Origin of the sequence: Pseudomonas sp. GM41(2012), from assembly GCF_000282315.2 — a bacterium.
In the GTDB taxonomy this organism is placed as follows: domain Bacteria; phylum Pseudomonadota; class Gammaproteobacteria; order Pseudomonadales; family Pseudomonadaceae; genus Aquipseudomonas.
In genome coordinates this window covers 19,332-38,778 of the sequence record NZ_AKJN02000012.1, presented here as the reverse complement: position 1 = coordinate 38,778, position 19,447 = coordinate 19,332, and the positions used below count along the sequence as shown (strand labels likewise).

General features: G+C 59.7%; 14 protein-coding genes. 9 read left to right on the top strand and 5 right to left on the bottom strand.

Going from position 1 to position 19,447, the window contains the following annotated elements:
* Nucleotides 1–627 precede the first annotated feature (627 nt).
* The 7 genes from PMI27_RS01050 (at nt 628) to PMI27_RS01080 (ending at nt 12,568) form a co-directional block, all read left to right on the top strand.
* Nucleotides 628–2,679: a putative bifunctional diguanylate cyclase/phosphodiesterase gene (locus PMI27_RS01050; protein ID WP_008156811.1), complete on the top strand. Its 2,052-nt coding sequence runs from the start codon at nt 628–630 to the stop codon at nt 2,677–2,679.
* A gap of 209 nt (nt 2,680–2,888) precedes the next feature.
* Nucleotides 2,889–4,235 (top strand): imelysin family protein, encoded by a 1,347-nt coding sequence (locus PMI27_RS01055; protein ID WP_008156808.1) that lies wholly within the window; start codon nt 2,889–2,891, stop codon nt 4,233–4,235.
* A 323-nt stretch (nt 4,236–4,558) separates the two neighbouring features.
* Nucleotides 4,559–5,986, top strand: coding sequence for a di-heme oxidoreductase family protein (locus tag PMI27_RS01060; RefSeq protein WP_024164603.1), 1,428 nt, complete (start codon nt 4,559–4,561; stop codon nt 5,984–5,986).
* A gap of 26 nt (nt 5,987–6,012) precedes the next feature.
* The gene (locus tag PMI27_RS01065) at nt 6,013–7,077 is read left to right on the top strand and encodes an imelysin family protein (RefSeq protein ID WP_008155522.1); all 1,065 of its coding nucleotides are present in this window, start codon (nt 6,013–6,015) and stop codon (nt 7,075–7,077) included.
* Between the two features lie 14 nt (nt 7,078–7,091).
* Complete coding sequence (locus tag PMI27_RS01070; protein WP_008155525.1) at nt 7,092–8,189, top strand: DUF1513 domain-containing protein; 1,098 nt, start codon at nt 7,092–7,094, stop codon at nt 8,187–8,189.
* 190 nt (nt 8,190–8,379) lie between these two features.
* Nucleotides 8,380–9,528, top strand: coding sequence for an efflux RND transporter periplasmic adaptor subunit (locus PMI27_RS01075; protein ID WP_008155527.1), 1,149 nt, complete (start codon nt 8,380–8,382; stop codon nt 9,526–9,528).
* Nucleotides 9,529–9,541: 13 nt separating this feature from the next.
* The gene (locus PMI27_RS01080; protein ID WP_008155528.1) at nt 9,542–12,568 is read left to right on the top strand and encodes a multidrug efflux RND transporter permease subunit; all 3,027 of its coding nucleotides are present in this window, start codon (nt 9,542–9,544) and stop codon (nt 12,566–12,568) included.
* A gap of 155 nt (nt 12,569–12,723) precedes the next feature.
* Here the strand turns inward: PMI27_RS01080 and PMI27_RS30870 are convergent, their stop codons facing one another.
* The 5 genes from PMI27_RS30870 to colR all read right to left on the bottom strand — a co-directional run bounded on the left by PMI27_RS30870 (nt 12,724) and on the right by colR (nt 16,453).
* Entirely contained in the window at nt 12,724–12,951 is a 228-nt protein-coding gene (locus tag PMI27_RS30870) for a hypothetical protein (protein ID WP_081757450.1), read from the bottom strand.
* Between the two features lie 2 nt (nt 12,952–12,953).
* Complete coding sequence (locus PMI27_RS01085; RefSeq protein ID WP_008155530.1) at nt 12,954–13,667, bottom strand: lipopolysaccharide kinase InaA family protein; 714 nt, start codon at nt 13,665–13,667, stop codon at nt 12,954–12,956.
* A 4-nt stretch (nt 13,668–13,671) separates the two neighbouring features.
* On the bottom strand, nt 13,672–14,340 hold the full coding sequence (locus tag PMI27_RS01090; RefSeq protein WP_033053711.1) for a class I SAM-dependent methyltransferase: 669 nt from the start codon (nt 14,338–14,340) through the stop codon (nt 13,672–13,674).
* Nucleotides 14,341–14,502: 162 nt separating this feature from the next.
* A complete protein-coding gene (locus tag PMI27_RS01095) occupies nt 14,503–15,780 on the bottom strand; it encodes a sensor histidine kinase (RefSeq protein WP_008155534.1) in 1,278 nt (425 codons plus the stop codon).
* Nucleotides 15,770–16,453 carry a two-component system response regulator ColR gene (colR, locus tag PMI27_RS01100; RefSeq protein WP_008155536.1) on the bottom strand — a complete coding sequence of 228 codons (684 nt, stop codon included), beginning with the start codon at nt 16,451–16,453 and terminating at the stop codon, nt 15,770–15,772. The genes PMI27_RS01095 and colR overlap by 11 nt, the downstream gene beginning before the upstream one ends.
* Nucleotides 16,454–16,657: 204 nt before the next feature.
* Here colR and PMI27_RS01105 point away from each other — a divergent pair, with 204 nt between their 5' ends.
* Together PMI27_RS01105 and PMI27_RS01110 are read left to right on the top strand one after the other, a co-directional pair.
* The gene (locus tag PMI27_RS01105) at nt 16,658–18,607 is read left to right on the top strand and encodes an LTA synthase family protein (RefSeq protein ID WP_008155539.1); all 1,950 of its coding nucleotides are present in this window, start codon (nt 16,658–16,660) and stop codon (nt 18,605–18,607) included.
* Between the two features lie 54 nt (nt 18,608–18,661).
* Nucleotides 18,662–19,405, top strand: a complete 744-nt coding sequence (locus PMI27_RS01110; RefSeq protein ID WP_008155541.1) for a phosphatase PAP2 family protein — start codon at nt 18,662–18,664, stop codon at nt 19,403–19,405.
* Nucleotides 19,406–19,447 lie beyond the last annotated feature (42 nt).

Here is a 19,447-nt window from a genome sequence, read left to right as displayed (position 1 = left end):
ATCGGTGTTCGCCTTTCGCTCCTCACCACTCAACAGGCCGAGCGTTAGCTCGCCTGCAGCTCTTGATCTTGATCCACCCGCCCCTTCGGCAGGCTGAGTGGAGGTGTTCATCTGGGGGGTAGGCGCGCAGCGCCGTTCGACGCAGTCGAACACATCGAGAGGAGGTCGAAGCGAAGCCGACCGGAGGCGATGCCCCCAGATGAATACCGGAGCGAAGGAACGCCGAGCCTAAGCGAGGGGCCGGACGCTCGGGGCGAGACCTTTGCTTCCTTTGGGCTGGGCCGGCACTCCGGCGTTTGCCAAAGGGAGTCGCCGTAAGGGCGAAACCATAAGCAGCCGTTACCGCAGAAATGGATATACACACCAGACCAAATCCCCCCAGCGAACCCTTGCCCCAACGCCACAGCCGTCTAACATCAACCAAACAGAAAATATGTCCAAATCCCCCTCAAGTTGAAGGCCCCAACAACCGACACAGTACAAACAGCGCAAATAGTCCAAACGCCAGCATTTCGGCCAAGCTACAGGCAAAACCCCATGTGATTGATTGTCCCTTTGACTGCCATCACCGGATTGCCAATACTCATGGCAACTTGACGCTACCCGCACGGAACAAGGAATGACTCTTTGAAGCTGGAACTCAAGAACAGCTTGTCGGTGAAGTTGCTCCGGGTCGTGCTCCTGTCGGCATTGATCGTTGGCGTGGTCTTGAGCTGCGCGCAGATCGTTTTCGATGCCTATAAAACACGCCAGGCCGTGGCCAGCGATGCCCAACGCATCCTCGACATGTTCCGCGACCCCTCGACCCAGGCCGTCTACAGCCTGGACCGGGAAATGGGTATGCAGGTGATCGAAGGCCTGTTTCAGGACGATGCTGTGCGCAAGGCCTCCATTGGCCATCCCAACGAAGCCATGCTCGCGCAAAAGACCCGCGAGCTGCAGCATTCCGACAGTCGCTGGCTGACCGACCTGATCCTCGGCAAGGAACGCACCTTCACCACCCAGCTGGTGGGTCGCGGCCCTTACAGCGAATATTACGGCGACTTGAGCATCACCCTCGACACCGCCACCTACGGCCAGGGTTTCATCGTCAGTTCGGTGATCATCTTCATCTCCGGCGTGTTGCGTGCGATGGCCATGGGGCTGGTGCTGTACCTGGTCTATCACTGGCTGCTGACCAAGCCGCTGTCGCGGATCATCGAACACCTCACGGAAATCAATCCGGATCGCCCCAGCGCACACAAAATCCCGCTGCTCAAGGGGCATGAAAAGAACGAACTGGGAATCTGGATCAACACCGCCAACCAGTTGCTCGAGTCCATCGAGCGCAACACCCATTTGCGCCACGAAGCAGAAAACAGCCTGCTACGCATGGCCCAGTACGACTTCCTCACCGGCCTGCCGAACCGCCAGCAATTACAGCAGCAACTGGACAAAATCCTGGTAGACGCCGGCAAGTTGCAACGTCGGGTCGCGGTATTGGTGGTCGGCCTGGACGACTTCAAGGGCATCAACGAACAATTCAGCTACCAGACCGGCGACCAACTGCTGCTGGCCCTGGCCGATCGCCTGCGAGCTCACAGCGGACGCCTTGGCGCCCTCGCCCGCCTCGGCGGCGACCAGTTCGCCCTGGTTCAGGCCGATATCGAACAACCCTACGAAGCGGCCGAACTGGCCCAAAGCATTCTCGATGACCTGGAAGCGGCATTTGCCCTCGATCATCAGGAGATTCGCCTGCGCGCCACCATCGGCATCACCCTGTTCCCCGAGGACGGTGACAGCACCGAGAAGCTGCTGCAAAAAGCCGAGCAGACCATGACCCTGGCCAAGACTCGCTCGCGCAACCGTTATCAGTTCTATATCGCCAGCGTCGACACCGAGATGCGCCGCCGTCGCGAGCTGGAAAAAGACCTGCGCGACGCCCTGATCCGTGGTCAGTTCTACCTCGTCTACCAACCACAGATCAGCTATCGCGATCACCGGGTGGTCGGTGTCGAGGCGCTGATTCGCTGGCAGCATCCCGAGCACGGGCTGGTTCCGCCGGACTTGTTCATTCCCCTGGCCGAGCAGAACGGCACCATCATCGCCATCGGCGAATGGGTGCTGGATCAGGCGTGCAAGCAATTGCGCGACTGGCATGACCAGGGTTTCGTTGATCTGCGCATGGCGGTGAATCTGTCCACGGTGCAGCTGCACCACGCCGAGTTGCCACGGGTGGTCAACAACCTGCTGCAGATGTACCGCCTGCCACCGCGCAGCCTGGAGCTGGAAGTCACCGAAACCGGCCTGATGGAAGACATCAGCACGGCTGCCCAGCATCTGCTGAGCCTGCGCCGCTCCGGTGCGCTGATCGCGATTGACGACTTCGGCACCGGTTACTCGTCATTGAGCTACCTGAAAAGCCTGCCGCTGGACAAGATCAAGATCGACAAGAGCTTCGTACAGGACCTGCTCGATGACGACGACGATGCGACCATCGTTCGGGCCATCATCCAGCTGGGCAAGAGCCTGGGCATGCAGGTGATTGCCGAAGGCGTGGAAACCCCCGAGCAAGAGGCCTACATCATCTCCGAGGGCTGTCACGAAGGTCAGGGCTATCTCTACAGCAAGCCGCTGCCGGCGCGGGAATTGAGCGCGTATCTGAAACAGGCCCAGCGCAGTAACGCGGCTATTTTGTAAAAAATCAAAAGATCGCAGCCTCGTTTCACTCGGTAGGACAGTAGGAGCTGTCGAGTGAAACGAGGCTGCGATCTTTTGATCCATGCCCCGCCTGAACAAGAAATATTTCCAGGTACAACCCTTTACAGATAATGCGAAAGATTTGCATTATGTCGCAGTTTTGCGCGCTTGCTGCGCCTTTCCACCTCTCTCGAAGCAGGATGTTCGCCATGATTCGTATGCCTCTGGCTACCGCCAGTCTGTTGGCCATCGCTATTTCCCTCGCCGGTTGTGGCGAAGGCAAAGACAAAGCTGTCGCTGCGCAAGCACCGACGCCGGCCGCCAGCACCACGGCCCCGGCTGCTGCACCCGCCGCTGCCAGCAAAGTCGACGAGGCCGCCGCCAAAGCCGTTGTCGCGCATTACGCCGACATCGTCTTCGCCGTTTACAGCGATGCCGAATCTACCGCGAAGACCCTGCAAACCGCCGTCGACGCCTTCCTCGCCAAGCCGAACGCCGACACCCTGAAAGCGGCCAAGGCTGCCTGGGTCGCTGCCCGCGTTCCTTACCTGCAGAGCGAAGTGTTCCGCTTCGGCAACACCATCATCGACGACTGGGAAGGTCAGGTGAACTCCTGGCCGCTGGACGAAGGCCTGATCGACTACGTCGACAAATCCTACGAGCACGCACTGGGTAACCCGGGCGCCACGGCCAACATCATCGCCAACACCCAGGTTCAGGTCGGCGAAGACAAGGTCGACGTGAAAGATATCACCCCGGCAAAACTTGCCAGCCTGAACGAGCTGGGTGGTTCCGAGGCCAACGTCGCCACCGGCTACCACGCTATCGAATTCCTGCTCTGGGGCCAGGACTTGAACGGCACCGGCCCTGGTGCCGGCAACCGTCCAGCTTCCGACTACCTGGAAGGCAAAGGCGCCACCGGCGGTCATAACGATCGTCGTCGCGCTTATCTGAAGTCCGTGACCCAACTGCTGGTCAGCGACCTGGAAGAAATGGTCGGTAACTGGAAGCCGAACGTGGCCGACAACTACCGCGCCACCCTGGAAGCCGAGCCAGCTGAATCCGGCCTGCGCAAAATGCTGTTCGGCATGGGCAGCCTGTCCCTGGGCGAACTGGCGGGCGAGCGCATGAAGGTTTCCCTGGAAGCGAACTCCCCGGAAGACGAACAGGATTGCTTCAGCGACAACACCCACAACTCGCACTTCTACGATGCCAAAGGCATTCGTAACGTGTACCTGGGCGAATACACCCGCGTCGACGGCACCAAAATGACCGGCGCCAGCCTGTCGTCCCTGGTGGCCAAAGCCGACCCGGCTGCCGACACCGCGCTCAAAGCCGACCTGGCCGCCACCGAAGCCAAAATCCAGATCATGGTCGATCACGCCAACAAGGGTGAGCACTACGACCAACTGATCGCCGCCGGCAACACCGCTGGCAACCAGATCGTCCGTGACGCTATCGCTTCCCTGGTCAAGCAGACCGGTTCGATCGAAGCCGCCGCTGGCAAACTGGGCATCAGCGACCTGAACCCGGACAACGCTGATCACGAGTTCTGATCAACGCTGGCTGAATAAAAAGGCGACCTTCGGGTCGCCTTTTTCATACCTGCCTGATGCGGTCCCCTGTGGGAGCGAGCCTGCTCGCGATAGCGGTCGTACATTCAACATCAATGTCGACTGTGATGACGCCATCGCGAGCAGGCTCGCTCCCACATTGGGTTGCGCTGAACCTGTGGGAGCGTGGCTTGCCCGCGATGGCCGCGACTCGGTCTCACGTGAAAGACTGCGCCAAATCAACCAAACGATAATTCCTCTTATTCAATCTCCCCTGCCCTGTTAGACTTTGCGCCCCTTGTTTTGCTCGTCTTGCAGGATGTCTGATGCCCTCGCTGCCTCTTCGCTTGTCCGCACTGTTTCTGGCCCTGGGCCTGAGTGCCTGCGATGACGCCCCGCGTTTTACCCAGGCCGAACCCGGTGAAGCCCGGTCCGGTGGCAGCGCAACCGTGCGCAAGACCGATCAGAACTCATTTTCCCTGCCGTCCGCCAACCTGCCGCCGTCACGGCGCGTGGACTTCAGTGTCGGCAACAGCTTTTTCCGTAATCCCTGGGTGATCGCCCCGTCGACCACCACCGCCCGGGATGGCCTCGGGCCGTTGTTCAACACCAACGCGTGCCAGGGCTGCCACATCAAGGACGGCCGCGGTCATCCGCCCGCGCCTGATGCGCAGAACGCCGTGTCGATGCTGGTACGCCTGTCGATTCCCGATGCGCCGGCCTATGCCAAGGTCATCGAGCAGCTCGGTGTCGTCCCGGAACCGGTCTACGGCGGACAATTCCAGGACATGTCCGTGCCGGGTGTCGTGCCGGAAGGCAAAGTGCGCGTCGATTACACGCCCGTTCCGATTCGCTTCAAGGACGGCACCGAAGTCGAGTTGCGCAAGCCGACGTTGCAGATCACCCAGCTCGGCTACGGCCCGATGCACCCTGACACGCGTTTCTCGGCCAGGGTCGCACCGCCGATGATTGGCCTGGGCCTGCTCGAAGCGATCCCTGACGAGGCGATCCTGGCCAATGCCGAGGCTCAGGCAAAAGCGAAGAACGGGATCGCTGGACGCCCGAACCGGGTCTGGGATGATGCACAGCAAAAAACCGTTCTCGGGCGATTCGGCTGGAAGGCCGGCCAACCCAACCTCAATCAACAGAACGTCCATGCGTTCTCCGGCGACATGGGCCTCACCACCAGTCTGCGCCCCGTCGATGACTGCACCGACGCGCAAACCGCTTGCAAGCAAGCGCCCAACGGCAATGGCCCGGATGGCGAGCCGGAAGTCAGCGATAACATCCTGCGTCTGGTGCTGTTCTACAGCCGTAACCTCGCCGTCCCGGCCCGCCGCGATGTCAGCGCCCCCGAAGTGCTGGCCGGCAAGACTCTGTTTTTTCAGGCCGGTTGCCAGTCCTGCCACACCCCGAAATACACCACCGCCGCCAACGCCGCAGAACCTGAACTGGCCAATCAAGTGATTCGCCCTTACAGCGATCTGCTGCTGCATGACATGGGCGACGGTCTGGCCGACCACCGTAGCGAATTCCAGGCCAGTGGCCGCGACTGGCGCACCCCGCCGTTGTGGGGCATCGGCCTGACGCAGGCGGTCAGTGGCCACACCCAGTTTTTGCACGATGGCCGCGCCCGCAATCTGCTCGAAGCCGTGCTCTGGCATGGCGGGGAAGCCGCAGCGGCGCAGCAACAGGTTTTGTCTTTCAATGCCGAACAGCGCGCTGCGTTGCTGGCGTTCTTGAATTCCCTTTAATACGTATTCCATAGCGGGAGCCCGACATGTTCCGTCCCAAATTGTTGTTCACCAGCCTTGCCGCACTAGCCTTGGGTGCCTGTTCGCCGCAGGATCCGCAGGCCGTTACGTCAGCAGCCATCGCCAAGTCGGTGATCCTGCCGACCTACACGCGCTGGGTTGAAGCCGACCGCCAACTGGCCGTCAGCGCCCTGGCCTACTGCGAAGGCAAGGAAAACCTCGACACCGCCCGCGCCGACTTCCTGCATGCGCAGAAAGCCTGGGCCGAGCTGCAACCGTTGCTGATCGGGCCGCTGGCCGAAGGCAATCGCGCCTGGCAGGTGCAGTTCTGGCCGGACAAGAAAAACCTCGTCGGCCGTCAGGTCGAGCAACTGGTCACCGCACAGCCGCAGATCGATGCCGCTGCCCTGGCCAAGTCCAGCGTTGTGGTTCAAGGCCTTTCCGCCTACGAATACATCCTGTTCGACAGCAAGCCTGATGTGGCCAACGCCGAACAGAAAGCCAAGTACTGCCCGCTGCTGATCGCGATTGGCGAGCGTCAGAAACAACTGGCTGAAGAGATTCTGAAAAGCTGGAACAACACCGACGGCATGCTCGCGCAGATGAGCAAATTCCCGAACCAGCGTTACGCCGATTCCCACGAAGCCATCGCCGATCTGTTGCGCGTGCAAGTCACCGCCCTCGACAGCCTGAAGAAAAAACTCGGTACGCCGATGGGTCGTCAGACCAAGGGTGTGCCGCAACCGTTCCAGGCCGATGCATGGCGCAGCCAGTCGTCCCTGACTGGCCTGGAAGCCAGCCTCGCCGCCGCCAAAACGGTGTGGGAAGGCGTCGACAACAAAGGCCTGCGCGGTCTGTTGCCGAACGAGCAGAAACCGTTGGCCGACAAGATCGACGCCGCTTATGCCGCGTCCCTGAAACTGTTCGCCAGCAACCAGCGCTCGCTGACCGAGATGCTCAACGACGATGCCGGTCGCCAGCAACTCAACGACATCTATGACAGCCTCAACGCCGTCCACCGCCTGCACGAAGGCGAACTGGCCAAGGCGCTGGGCATCCAACTGGGCTTCAACGCCAACGACGGTGACTGATGAGGGCAAGTTCCATGCTGCGACGCCAGGCTCTGACGTTAGGTAGTTTGCTGCTGGGTGCGGTGACACTGGGCGGCTGGACGCTGTTCAAGCAGAAGGACAAAAGCCCGCTGCTGCTCTCGGCGCGGGACGATACCGACGGCAAGCACTACGCCGTCGGTTACCGGCTGGACGGCACCCGGGTGTTTGCCACCCAGGTCGGCCAGCGTTGCCACGACATCATCAACCACCCGACGCTGCCGATTGCGCTGTTCGTCGCCCGTCGTCCCGGCACCGAGAGTTACCTGATCGACCTGCGCGACGGCACGCTGCTGCAAACCGTGAGCTCGCTGCCGAACCGGCACTTCTACGGTCACGCGGTGATTCACCAGAGCGGCGACTGGCTGTACGCCACCGAGAACGACACCTCCGATCCGGGTCGCGGCTTGCTCGGTGTGTATAAGTTCGAAGGCGAGCGGCTGGTGCACAGCGGCGAGATTTCGACCCACGGTGTCGGCCCGCATCAGGTGTCGTGGATGCCCGATGGCGAAACCCTGGTGGTGGCCAACGGCGGCATTCGCACCGAGGCCGAAAGCCGCGTCGAGATGAACCTCAACGCCATGGAACCGAGCCTGGTCCTGATGCAACGCGACGGCACCCTGCTGAGCAAGGAAACCCTGGCCCAGCAGATGAACAGCGTGCGTCATTTGGGGATTGCCAGCGACGGCACCATCGTCGCCGGCCAGCAGTTCATGGGGCCGTCTCACGAGTCGTCGGAGCTGCTGGCGATCAAGCGTCCCGGCCAGCCGTTCGTGGCCTTCCCGGTGCCTGAGCATCAGTTGCAGGCCATGGGGCATTACACCGCCAGTGTCGCGGTGCACAGCGAACTGCGTTTGGTGGCGTTGACCGCGCCACGGGGCAACCGCTTTTTCATCTGGGACCTGGACAGCGGTGAAGTGCGCCTGGACGCGCCGCTTCCCGATTGCGCCGGGGTCGGCGCGGTAGCCGATGGCTTTGTCGTGACCTCGGGTCAGGGGCGTTGCCGGTTCTACGACTGCCGCCAGACAAGCCTTGTTGCAAAACCCCTCGATCTACCGGCAGGTCTCTGGGACAACCATCTTCACCTCATCTAACCACGGTCCTTTGTAGGAGCCGAGCTTGCTCGCGATAGCGGTGTGTCAGTCACCGCGATGTCGAATGTGCAGCCGCTATCGCGAGCAAGCTCAGCTCCTACAGGTTTTGCGCTTGCCAGTTGGAATCCCCGGCACACTCGGAGTAATGTGCCCGACTGTCTCACCTGATTTTCTCCAAGGAAGTGGAAATATGCTGCGTCGCCGCATGCTGATCATGTTGGGTGTTGTTTTGCTGATCGTGCTGGTCCTGGCCGGTTACAAAGCCTTCTCCATCTATACGATGATTCAGGGCTTTGCCGTGCCGAAACCAGCGATCAGTGTCGCCGTGGCCACTGCCACCGAACGGCCGTGGCAAGCCCGCCTGCCCACCGTCGGCACGCTCAAGGCGCTGCAAGGCGTGGACCTGAGCCTGGAGACCGACGGCACCGTCATCGATTTGCAGTTCGAGTCAGGTCAGAAGGTCAAGGTCGGCCAACCGCTGCTTGTGCTTGATAGCGTGGTAGAAACCGCCCTGCTCGAAACCGCTGAGGCCGACCTGGGACTGGCGCAGCTCGATTACGGTCGCGGCAGTCAACTGGTGGGCAGCCAAGCCATTTCCAAAGGCGAATTCGACCGGCTCTCTGCCGTGTTGAAAAAGAGCCGGGCCACGGTGAATCAGCTCAAGGCGGCGCTGGCCAAAAAACGCTTGCTCGCACCCTTCAGCGGGACCATCGGCATTCGTCAGGTGGACATCGGTGACTATCTCGCCAGCGGCACCATGATTGCCACCCTGCAAGACCTCAGCAGCCTCTATGTAGACTTCTTCGTGCCCGAGCAGTCGGTACCGAAAATCGCCCTCGGCCAACCGGTGCAGATCATTGTCGCGGCCTACCCGACACAAACCTTCCCCGGCACCATCAGTGCGATCAACCCTAAAGTCGAAAACAGCACGCGCAACGTCCAGGTTCGCGCGACCCTGGCCAACCCCGACGGCAAACTGCTGCCGGGGATGTTCGCCAGCCTGCAAGTGTTGTTGCCCGACCCGCAGCCGCGCATTGTCGTGCCGGAAAGCGCGATCACTTACACGCTGTACGGCAACTCGGTCTATGTCGTCGCGCAGAAAAAAGCCGAAGACGGCAGCGTTGAAAAGGACGACAAGGGACAACCGATCCTGATCGCCGAACGGCGTTTCATCGAAACCGGCGAGCGCCGCGATGGGCAAGTGATGATCACCAAAGGTGTGCAGAACGGCGAAAAAGTGGTCACCGCCGGCCAGATCAAACTGGACAACGGCGCACACATTGCGATCAGCGACGACAAGACCTTAGCCGAGAAGAACAGCCCGCCGCGCGCGGACTGATCAAGGAATCCCCATGGCTTTTACCGACCCGTTCATCCGCCGCCCGGTGCTCGCCACCGTGGTCAGCCTGTTGATTGTGCTGCTGGGCTTCCAGGCCTGGAGCAAGTTGCCGCTGCGCCAATATCCACAAATGGAAAACGCCCTGATCACGGTGACCACCGCTTATCCCGGGGCCAACGCCGAAACCATTCAGGGCTACATCACCCAACCGATGCAGCAAAGTCTGGCCAGCGCCGAGGGCATCGACTACATGACCTCGGTCAGTCGCCAGAACTTCTCGGTGATCTCGATCTACGCGCGCATCGGCTCCAACAGCGACCGCTTGTTCACCGAACTGCTGGCCAAAGCCAACGAGGTGAAAAACCAACTGCCTCAGGACGCCGAAGACCCGGTGCTGAGCAAGGAAGCCGCCGACGCCTCGGCACTGATGTACATCAGCTTCTTCAGTAAGGAACTGAGCAACCCGCAAATTACCGACTACCTGTCGCGGGTGATCCAGCCGAAACTGGCGACCCTGCCGGGCATGGCTGAAGCCGAGATTCTCGGCAACCAGGTATTTGCCATGCGCCTGTGGCTGGACCCGGTCAAGCTGGCCGGTTTCGGCCTGAGTGCCAGCGACGTGACCGATGCCGTGCGCAAATACAACTTCCTCTCCGCCGCCGGCGAAGTGAAAGGCGAGTACGTCGTCACCAGCATCAACGCCAATACCGAGCTCAAGTCCGCCGAAGCCTTTGCCGCGATTCCGCTCAAGGTCGAGGGCGACAGTCGCGTGCTGCTCAGCGATGTGGCGCGGGTTGAAATGGGTGCGGAAAACTATAATTCGATCAGCTCCTTCGGCGGCACCCCTTCGGTGTACATCGGCATCAAGGCCACGCCCGGCGCCAACCCGCTGGACGTGATCAAGGAAGTGCGCAAGATCATGCCGGACCTGGAAGCCCAGCTGCCGCCGAACCTCAAAGGTGAAATCGCCTACGACGCCACGCTGTTTATCCAGGCCTCGATCAACGAGGTGATCAAAACATTGTTCGAAGCGGTGCTGATCGTCATCGTGGTGGTGTTCCTGTTCCTCGGCGCGCTGCGTTCGGTGGTGATCCCGGTCGTCACCATCCCGCTGTCGATGATCGGCGTGATGTTCTTCATGCAGATGATGGGCTACTCGATCAATCTGCTGACGTTGCTGGCGATGGTATTGGCCATCGGTCTGGTGGTGGACGACGCCATTGTGGTGGTGGAAAACATCCACCGGCACATCGAAGAAGGCAAGACGCCGCTGGATGCGGCCATCGAAGGCGCCCGGGAAATCGCCATGCCGGTGGTCTCGATGACCATCACGCTGGCGGCGGTCTATGCGCCGATCGGCTTCCTGACGGGGCTCACCGGGGCGCTGTTCAAGGAGTTCGCCCTGACCTTGGCCGGCGCGGTGGTGATTTCGGGCATCGTCGCCCTGACCCTGTCGCCAATGATGTGCGCCTTCCTGCTGCGTCACGACGAAAATCCCAGCGGTCTGGCCCATCGCCTGGACCTGATTTTCGAAGGCCTCAAGCGCCGTTACCAAAGCATACTCCACGGCACCCTCAACACCCGGCCGGTGGTGCTGGTGTTCGCGGTGATCGTGCTGTGCCTGATTCCAGTGCTGCTCAAATTCACCAAGTCGGAACTGGCGCCGGACGAGGACCAGGGCATCATTTTCATGATGGCCAACGCCCCGCAACCGGCCAACCTCGACTACCTGAGCGCCTACACTGACGAGTTCGTCACGATCTTCAAGACGTTTCCCGAGTACTACTCGTCGTTCCAGATCAATGGCTTCAACGGCGTGCAATCGGGGATCGGCGGCTTCCTGCTCAAGCCGTGGAACGAACGCAGCCGCACTCAGATGCAAATCCTGCCCGAGGTACAGGCCAAACTGGAGAGCATTTCCGGATTGCAAATCTTCGGCTTCAACCTGCCCTCCCTGCCCGGTACCGGCGAGGGGCTGCCGTTTCAGTTTGTCATCAACTCCGCCAAGGATTACGAGTCGCTGCTGCAAGTGACCGACCGGGTGAAAAAACGTGCGATGGAATCCGGCAAGTTCGCCTTCGTCGACGTCGACCTGGCCTTCGACAAACCGGAAGTGGTGGTCGATATCGACCGCGCCAAGGCCGCACAGATGGGTGTTTCCATGCAGGTCCTGGGCGGGACGCTCGCGACATTGCTGGGTGAGTCGGAGATCAACCGTTTCACCATTGAAGGTCGCAGCTACAAAGTCATCGCGCAGGTCGAACGGCCCTTCCGGGATAACCCCGACTGGCTGAACAATTATTACGTCAAGAACACCCAAGGCGAACTGCTGGCCCTGTCGACCCTGATCACCGTGACCGACCGGGCGCGCCCACGGCAGTTGAACCAGTTCCAGCAACTCAACTCGGCCATTCTGTCTGGGGTGCCGCTGGTCAGCATGGGTGAAGCCATCGACACCGTGCGCCAGATCGCTCACGAAGAGGCGCCGGTGGGTTATGCCTTCGACTATGCCGGCGCTTCACGGCAATACGTCCAGGAAGGCAGTGCGCTGTGGGTCACCTTCGCCCTGGCGCTGGCGATCATTTTCCTGGTGCTGGCGGCCCAGTTCGAAAGCTTCCGCGATCCACTGGTGATTCTGGTGACCGTGCCGCTATCAATCTGTGGCGCGTTGATCCCGCTGTTCCTGGGTTGGTCGAGCATGAACATCTACACCCAGGTCGGCCTGGTGACGTTGATCGGGCTGATCAGCAAACACGGAATCCTGATCGTCGAATTTGCCAACCAGTTACGCAAGGACAAAGGCCTGACGCCGCGCGAGGCCGTGGAGGAAGCGGCGGCCATTCGTCTGCGTCCGGTGTTGATGACCACCGCTGCGATGGTGTTCGGTATGGTGCCGCTGATCATCGCCACGGGGGCGGGCGCCGTCAGCCGGTTCGACATCGGCATGGTGATCGCCACGGGGATGTCGATCGGGACGTTGTTTACGTTGTTTGTGCTGCCGTGCGTGTACACGTTGCTGGCTAAACCCGATAAACCCTAAGATCAAAAGATCGCAGCCTTCGGCAGCTCCTACATTGAATGGGGTACATCCTGTAGGAGCTGCCGAAGGTTCGGGCCGCGTTCGGACGATCTTTTGCCGTTGAAAAACAAAAAGGCCTCGCATTAGCGAGGCCTTTTATTTTGGCTTCAATCTGTTCAACTTTGTGGCCTCAATCCTTGAGAAAGTCCGAACATGAACAGCAATAAATCATGATCGGGTTGGGATGCCACGGATGCCTTCGCAACACGTGGCAACGGACAGTGCGCGTCGCCATTCACTGAACTGAGGACTTGCGTGCGGGGCTGCTCCCAAGCCGCCACCGCTAGTGAAGCAACTGCCAAGGCTCCTATTAAAAATACACCTCGTGCAATTTCGAGTTTCATTGCTATAAACCCTTGATAGCGCTGCCAAACGCCGTCTTATAAAAGTAGACGAGTTTCTGCCAGTCCGTCGTGCTGAACGACGAGTGGCGACGCAATTGCTTCATGTCATGAGTCGCCGCCTGCCGGGCGGTCAAACGCTGCCGGCCTTTCTCCAGATCGATCAAGGCCACTTCAACCTTGCAAGCCTCGCCTTCGCCGGTGATGCCCACGAATACGTGCTTGAAGTAGAGGCAGCCGTGCTGCCAGCGGCCCTTGTGCATCCGGGCCAGGCTCTCGGCCAGTTCCTTCAACACTCGATCATGCACAGCCTCACCGTGACGCTCACGACCGCCGCCAGCGTACCAGTGTTCGATTTCCTCGAAGCCGTCCAGCGCCTTGGTGATCAGCAATGCGCGCCATTTATGCACCGGATCGCGCTGTGCACCGCAGAAAACGATTTCCGGAACGCAAACGTTGAGCAGGTTCAGGCCGATGAGCGCATCGCGCTCGCGCAACACCGTCGGCCGACCGAACGGGTGCAGCAAGCTGCGATAGATATGCCCGGTCTGACGTTTAACGTAAAGCAACTGTCCATTGCTGCTCACGACGCGCTGTACGCCACTTTCTCCACCGCGACGGACGTTGGGTTCTTCTACCCACTCACCGCGCTGATTCCAGAAATAGTCGAAGCGATCCTGAGGAGCGACGTCCGTTTCTGCTGCACATTGCACTGCCATTCTGTTACCTCTTGCGTAATACGTAGACCCGCCACATGGCATAGAGCGGTAAAAAGTCCAGTTGTTCCTGAATGAGAAAACCCGCCTGCTCAAATTCCTTTTCAACCGTAGCAGCCGGTAACACAAATCGATTTTGGTAACCTCCCTGCTCACGGGTTTTCTCGAGGCGCTTGCGTTTCCACGCTTTGAAATTGCCGTCCACCCACAGGGAAAGGATCACGCTATCACGCGTGACGCGCTCGAATTCACGCAAAATAGCCAGTCGATGCTCGGCTTCACCGATGTGATGGAGCAAACGCATGCAGAAAATGTTGTCGACGGCGTTATCAGGCAAAGCGATGTCGAATGCAGAAGTGTGCAAGGGTTGTACCCGTTTCACCACCTCGGCAGGTTGCGCCTGCATGGCAATCTTCAGCATGGCTTCGGAGTTGTCGGCGCCAATGATCGCACGATTGGTTTTTTCCGCCAGCAATGGCCAGAAACGTCCCGCACCACAGGGCAAATCGAGGATCAGCCCCGGGTCACCGGCCAGTGCCAGCGCCTTGCGTGCCAGTTGCTCGTCACGCCAGTGGGACAGGCGGCGGCCAAGGCCATCCTTGTGTTTGAGCAGGTATTGTTGAGCGTGTTGATCGTCGTATTTTTCGGAAAATTCAAGTTTGACCGGGCCGTCCATCATCAAGATTTCCTGAGCTGCTGATAGCCCCCACGATAGGTAGCGCCGTGTCAGCGACAGGTCATGCCGTTGTGAAAAATATGTCATGTAAAACCCCGAATTGTTTCGAGGACTGACAGGACGAAAACGAATGCACCGGGTTAATGCGTTTCAACAAGGCGATCAGTTGTTCGTTGACAACTCCACCTGAAAACGACAGCCGTTGGGTTCCATGTTCGTCAGGCTGACGCTCCAACCCTGGTTTTCACAGATCCGTTGCACCAGCGACAGACCCAGGCCCAGACCTTCGCCGCGTTTCTCACTGCCCCGCACAAAGGGCTCGAACATTGCCTCGCGTTTGTCCTCGGGAATGCCCACGCCACTGTCCTCGACCATGAAACCGGTGGCCGTCAGCGTCAGGCGAATAAACCCGCGCTCGGTGTAATGCAGCGCATTACGCAACAGGTTGCCCATGACCGCGTGCAGAAGGGTTGCGTTGTAGCTCGTGTTGGCCGGATTTCCCGGTTCAAAGATCAGCGCCAGCCCCTTCTCCTCGATCGGCTCGCGCCACTGATTGAGCAGTCCATCGGCGACCTGGTTCAGGGTCTGCTGGGGCGACATGCTGGCGTCTTCACGTTGTGCGCGGGCCAACATCAGGAAGGTTTGCACCAGCTCGCGCATCTCTTCACAGGCGCGGGAGATACGCTCGACCTGAGCACGTCCACGCTGATCAATGCCCGGGTTTTCCAGCAACAGCTCGCAGGAACTGGCCAGCACCATCAATGGCGTGCGCAGCTCGTGGCTGACGTCACTGGTGAACAACCGTTCGCGGGTCAACGCCTGGCGCAAGCGCCCTAGAGTGGCGTCGAAGGCCACGGCCAACTCGCCCACCTCATCAGCGGCGTAATCCGGCGCCAGGGGTGGCGCCAGACCTAACAATTGGTCACGGTGACGGACCTGGCGGGCCAGTCGCACCACGGGCGCCATCACTTTGCGCGCCAGTACCCAGCCAAGAAGCACCGCCAACGCCAGACTCAGGACGAAGCCCACCAGCACCACGGCAAACAGCACCCGTTCACGCTCTTCGAAATCGCTCTGATCCTGCAACAGCACATAACGCCGGCCGTCGACGACTTCGACCATCGCGTGATACGACAGGTGATCGCGAAACACTTCGTGAAAACCCGGCTGCAGATGGCGTAAATCCTTGGGCAACTGAAAATCGCCCGGCCCGCCACTGAAATAGAACAGCTGGTCCGGCTCAGGGCGATGGCTCCAGTCCGTGACACTGTCCATGAGCAACAGCCGTTGTAAATCGCCCCCCAGACCTGCCGAAATCAGTTTTTCTTCCACCAGGTGCACAGTCGCCACAATGCCCATGGCAAAGGTTCCCGCGACCAGTGCGCTCATCAACGCAAAGGCGATGATGATCCGTTGAGCAAGGCTCTGCTTAAACTCCATCACGGCCCTCGGCCAAGCGATAACCCACACCGTGCACGGTTTGCAGCAACGGTTTGGCGAACGGCTTGTCGATCACCTGGCGCAACTGATGGACGTGGCTGCGCAAGCTGTCGCTGTCCGGGCAGTCATCCCCCCACAGCGCCTCTTCGAGAATTTCGCGGCGCAGGACATGGGGACTTTTCTGCATCAGCACGGCCAGCAACTTCAGGCCTACCGGGTTGAGTTTGAGCAGACGACCTTCGCGGGTGACTTCCAGGGTGTCGAGGTCGTAGTTCAGATCGCCAACCTGCAACGTACGGCGACCACCACCCTGGGTACGACGCATGACCGCCTCGATGCGCGCCGCCAATTCAGACAGGGCAAAGGGTTTGATCAGGTAATCATCGGCGCCGGATTTGAAACCTTGCAGCCGGTCGTCCAATTGATCGCGGGCGGTGAGCATGATCACCGGTGTGTCGCGGCGCGCGTCTTCACGCAGGCGTTTGCACAGGGTGTAACCGTCGATGCCTGGCAACATGATGTCGAGCACGATCAAGTCGTAATGCTCGGTGGCGGCCAGGTGCAAGCCTGACAAACCGTCCTGCGCGCAATCCACGGTATAACCCTTGAGCCCCAGGTAGTCGGCCAGGTTGGCCAGGATATCGCGGTTGTCTTCAACCAATAGAATTCGCATGGTTATCTCCTGCCTACACAGTAACGGCCGTCTTGGCCCGCGCAGCTTAAGGCCAAGTGTGGCTCAGGGCTAGGATTACGGTGCCTGGAATCAATCCGCTCAACCAAATGATAGACTTAACAAGTTTTTCACTATCGATTCACACGCCGACTACAGGGGTGGGGCGAAAATCCCGCGCAATTGTTGTTAAGGAATGTACACACAATGGACTTCTTCAAGACCGCGCCAATGCGCTTTCTCCTGCTCGTGACCGGCGCATGGCTGGTCATTTTCTTGCTGACCCGTACGGTGTTGCTGCTCACCCATCTGGACGAGGCCGGTAGCGGATTTCTGTCGGTGTTTGGCATCGGCCTGCTGTACGACCTGGGCTTCATTGCCTATGCAGCGCTGCCGATGGGCCTTTACTTGCTGCTCTGCCCACCGGCCTTGTGGCGTCGCCGTGGCCACCGCTGGCTCCTTCAGGGGCTGCTGACCGTCAGCCTGTTCGCCATGTTGTTCACTTCCGTGGCCGAATGGCTGTTTTGGGATGAGTTTGGTGTGCGATTCAACTTCATCGCCGTCGATTACCTGGTGTATTCCGATGAAGTGCTGAACAACCTCCTTGAGTCCTACCCGATCGGCACACTGCTGAGCATCCTCGCCGTGTTGGCCATCGCCCTGAGCGTTGCATTGCGCAAACCGTTCAATGCCGCGCTGGACGCACCGTTGCCGCCATTGCGCAAGCGTCTGCTGAATGCGCTGGGCCTGTTGATTGTCGCAGGCCTGAGCTTGCAACTGCTCAGCCAGGATTCGCCGCGCGCCCAGGGCGGTAACGCCTATCAGAACGAACTGGCGAGCAATGGGCCCTATCAGTTCTTTGCTGCATTCCGTAACAACGAACTGGATTACTCGCAGTTCTACAGCAGCCTGCCGCCGGCAATTGTTGCTCAGCAAATTCGTGCCGAACTGAGTGAACCCAACGCGCATTTCATCGGCGAGGATCCGCAGGACATTCGCCGGATGATCGACAACCCGGGCACTGTGCGCAAACCCAACATTGTGCTGGTGACGATTGAAAGCTTCAGCGCCAAGTACATGGGCAGTAACGGCGACGCCCGTAACCTGACACCCAATCTCGATGCCTTGCGCAAACAGAGCCTGTACTTCAATAACTTCTATGCCACCGGCACCCGCACCGATCGCGGCCTTGAGGCCATTACCCTGGCGATCCCGCCAACTCCAGGGCGTTCGATCGTCAAGCGTGTGGGGCGTGAAAGCGGTTTCGCCAGCCTTGGCCAGCAACTCAGCGCTGTGGGTTACGACAGCGTGTTCGTCTATGGCGGACGCGGCTACTTCGACAATATGAACGCGTTCTTCAGTGGCAACGGTTACCGGGTGGTAGACCAGAGCAGCGTCGATGAATCAGAGATCCACTTTAAAAATGCCTGGGGCATGGCTGACGAAGACCTCTACAAACAAACCCTCAAACTGGCCGACGCTGACTACGCGAAACAGCAGCCGTTTCTGCTGCAATTGATGACCACCTCCAACCATCGTCCTTATACCTACCCGGAAAACCGGATCGACATCAAATCCGGCAACGGTCGTGACGGTGCGGTGAAGTACACCGACTATGCCATTGGTCAGTTCCTCGATCAGGCGCGCCAAAAGCCGTGGTTTGACAATACAATCTTTGTCTTCGTCGCCGACCACACGGCCGGCAGCGCCGGCATGGAAGACTTGCCGATCGCCAACTATCAGATTCCGCTGTTCATCTATGCACCGAAGCTGATCGAGGCACGGGAAACCGCGCAACTGGCCAGCCAGATCGACCTGGCGCCAACCTTGCTCGGTTTGCTGAACCTGGATTATCAATCGACCTTCTTCGGCCGCAACTTGCTGCAGGACAACCCACTGCCGCCCCGCGTGGTCGTTGGTAATTACCAGCATCTGGGTTTGTTCGACGGTAAGAATTTGGCGATCCTGAGCCCTCGCCAAGGGCTGCGGCGCCATGATGATGCACTGACCGAGAGCCGCGAATCCCAGGCCACCGCCAGCGATCCATTTATTGTCCGTGCGATCACCTATTACCAAACCGCCAGTTATGGCTTCAAGCAACAGCTACTTGGCTGGAAGACGCCCATGGAGGGCACCGACCAAGTCAGCGCACATTAATCGAATCGCCCCGGGCTGATGCCCCGGGGCTTTTTCCTTTGTTCAGGATCCTCCATGTCATCAATTGCTGTCCGCCCCGCCTCCCGACCACTCAATTTCTGGGTGTGCCTGGGCGTTCCCGTCTTCGCGGCGATCGTTCTGGTGCTGCTCGAACTGACGTCCCTGGACATGGATCTTGCCAAACTGCTCTATGACCCGATCACGGGGGATTTCATCGGGCGGCACAGTTACTTCCTGGAAGACATCCTGCATGACCGCGCCAAGCAGGTGGTCATCGCCTTCTCGGTGTTGGCCATCTTCGGCTTCATCGCCTCCTTTTTCATGGAGAGGCTCAAACCGATCAAACGGGAACTGGGCTGCCTGGTGCTGTCCCTGGCGCTGGCAACCTCCTTTGTCACGCCAGTCAAAGCGGTGACAGCCGTTCAATGCCCGTGGAGCCTTGAGCAGTTCGGTGGTCACGAAACCTATAGCGAACTGCTCAGCCCTCGCCCGCACACCGATAAACCCGGCCGTTGCTGGCCCGGCGGTCATGCGGCGACGGGTTTCACCCTGTTTGCGCTGTTCTTTGTCCTGCGTGACCGTCGTCCGCGTCTGGCGCGCAAGGCATTTGTATTCGCTTTCGCCTTGGGCACGGTGTTTTCCATCAGCCGGATGATGCAAGGGGCGCACTTCTTCTCGCACAACGTGTGGACGGCGATTTTCTGCTGGCTGATTTGTCTGGGGGCGTATTACTACATCCTGTATCGCCCAGCTTCCAAGACAGATCGCGTGACCGAGACAGAGCCAGTCAGCGCCTGAAGAACCTGTAGGAGCAAAGCTTGCTCGCGATTCAGGCACCGC

What these genes read in the sequence shown, in the direction of transcription:
- PMI27_RS01075 (WP_008155527.1), top strand. Translation starts at nt 8,380, where the DNA reads ATGCTGCGTCGCCGCATGCTGATCATGTTGGGTGTTGTTTTGCTGATC.
- PMI27_RS01070 (WP_008155525.1), top strand. Translation starts at nt 7,092, where the DNA reads ATGCTGCGACGCCAGGCTCTGACGTTAGGTAGTTTGCTGCTGGGTGCG.
- PMI27_RS01055 (WP_008156808.1), top strand. Translation starts at nt 2,889, where the DNA reads ATGATTCGTATGCCTCTGGCTACCGCCAGTCTGTTGGCCATCGCTATT.
- PMI27_RS01065 (WP_008155522.1), top strand. Translation starts at nt 6,013, where the DNA reads ATGTTCCGTCCCAAATTGTTGTTCACCAGCCTTGCCGCACTAGCCTTG.
- PMI27_RS01060 (WP_024164603.1), top strand. Translation starts at nt 4,559, where the DNA reads ATGCCCTCGCTGCCTCTTCGCTTGTCCGCACTGTTTCTGGCCCTGGGC.
- PMI27_RS01080 (WP_008155528.1), top strand. Translation starts at nt 9,542, where the DNA reads ATGGCTTTTACCGACCCGTTCATCCGCCGCCCGGTGCTCGCCACCGTG.
- PMI27_RS01090 (WP_033053711.1), bottom strand. Translation starts at nt 14,340, where the DNA reads ATGGACGGCCCGGTCAAACTTGAATTTTCCGAAAAATACGACGATCAA.
- PMI27_RS01095 (WP_008155534.1), bottom strand. Translation starts at nt 15,780, where the DNA reads ATGGAGTTTAAGCAGAGCCTTGCTCAACGGATCATCATCGCCTTTGCG.
- PMI27_RS01085 (WP_008155530.1), bottom strand. Translation starts at nt 13,667, where the DNA reads ATGGCAGTGCAATGTGCAGCAGAAACGGACGTCGCTCCTCAGGATCGC.
- PMI27_RS01105 (WP_008155539.1), top strand. Translation starts at nt 16,658, where the DNA reads ATGGACTTCTTCAAGACCGCGCCAATGCGCTTTCTCCTGCTCGTGACC.
- PMI27_RS30870 (WP_081757450.1), bottom strand. Translation starts at nt 12,951, where the DNA reads ATGAAACTCGAAATTGCACGAGGTGTATTTTTAATAGGAGCCTTGGCA.
- colR (WP_008155536.1), bottom strand. Translation starts at nt 16,453, where the DNA reads ATGCGAATTCTATTGGTTGAAGACAACCGCGATATCCTGGCCAACCTG.
- PMI27_RS01110 (WP_008155541.1), top strand. Translation starts at nt 18,662, where the DNA reads ATGTCATCAATTGCTGTCCGCCCCGCCTCCCGACCACTCAATTTCTGG.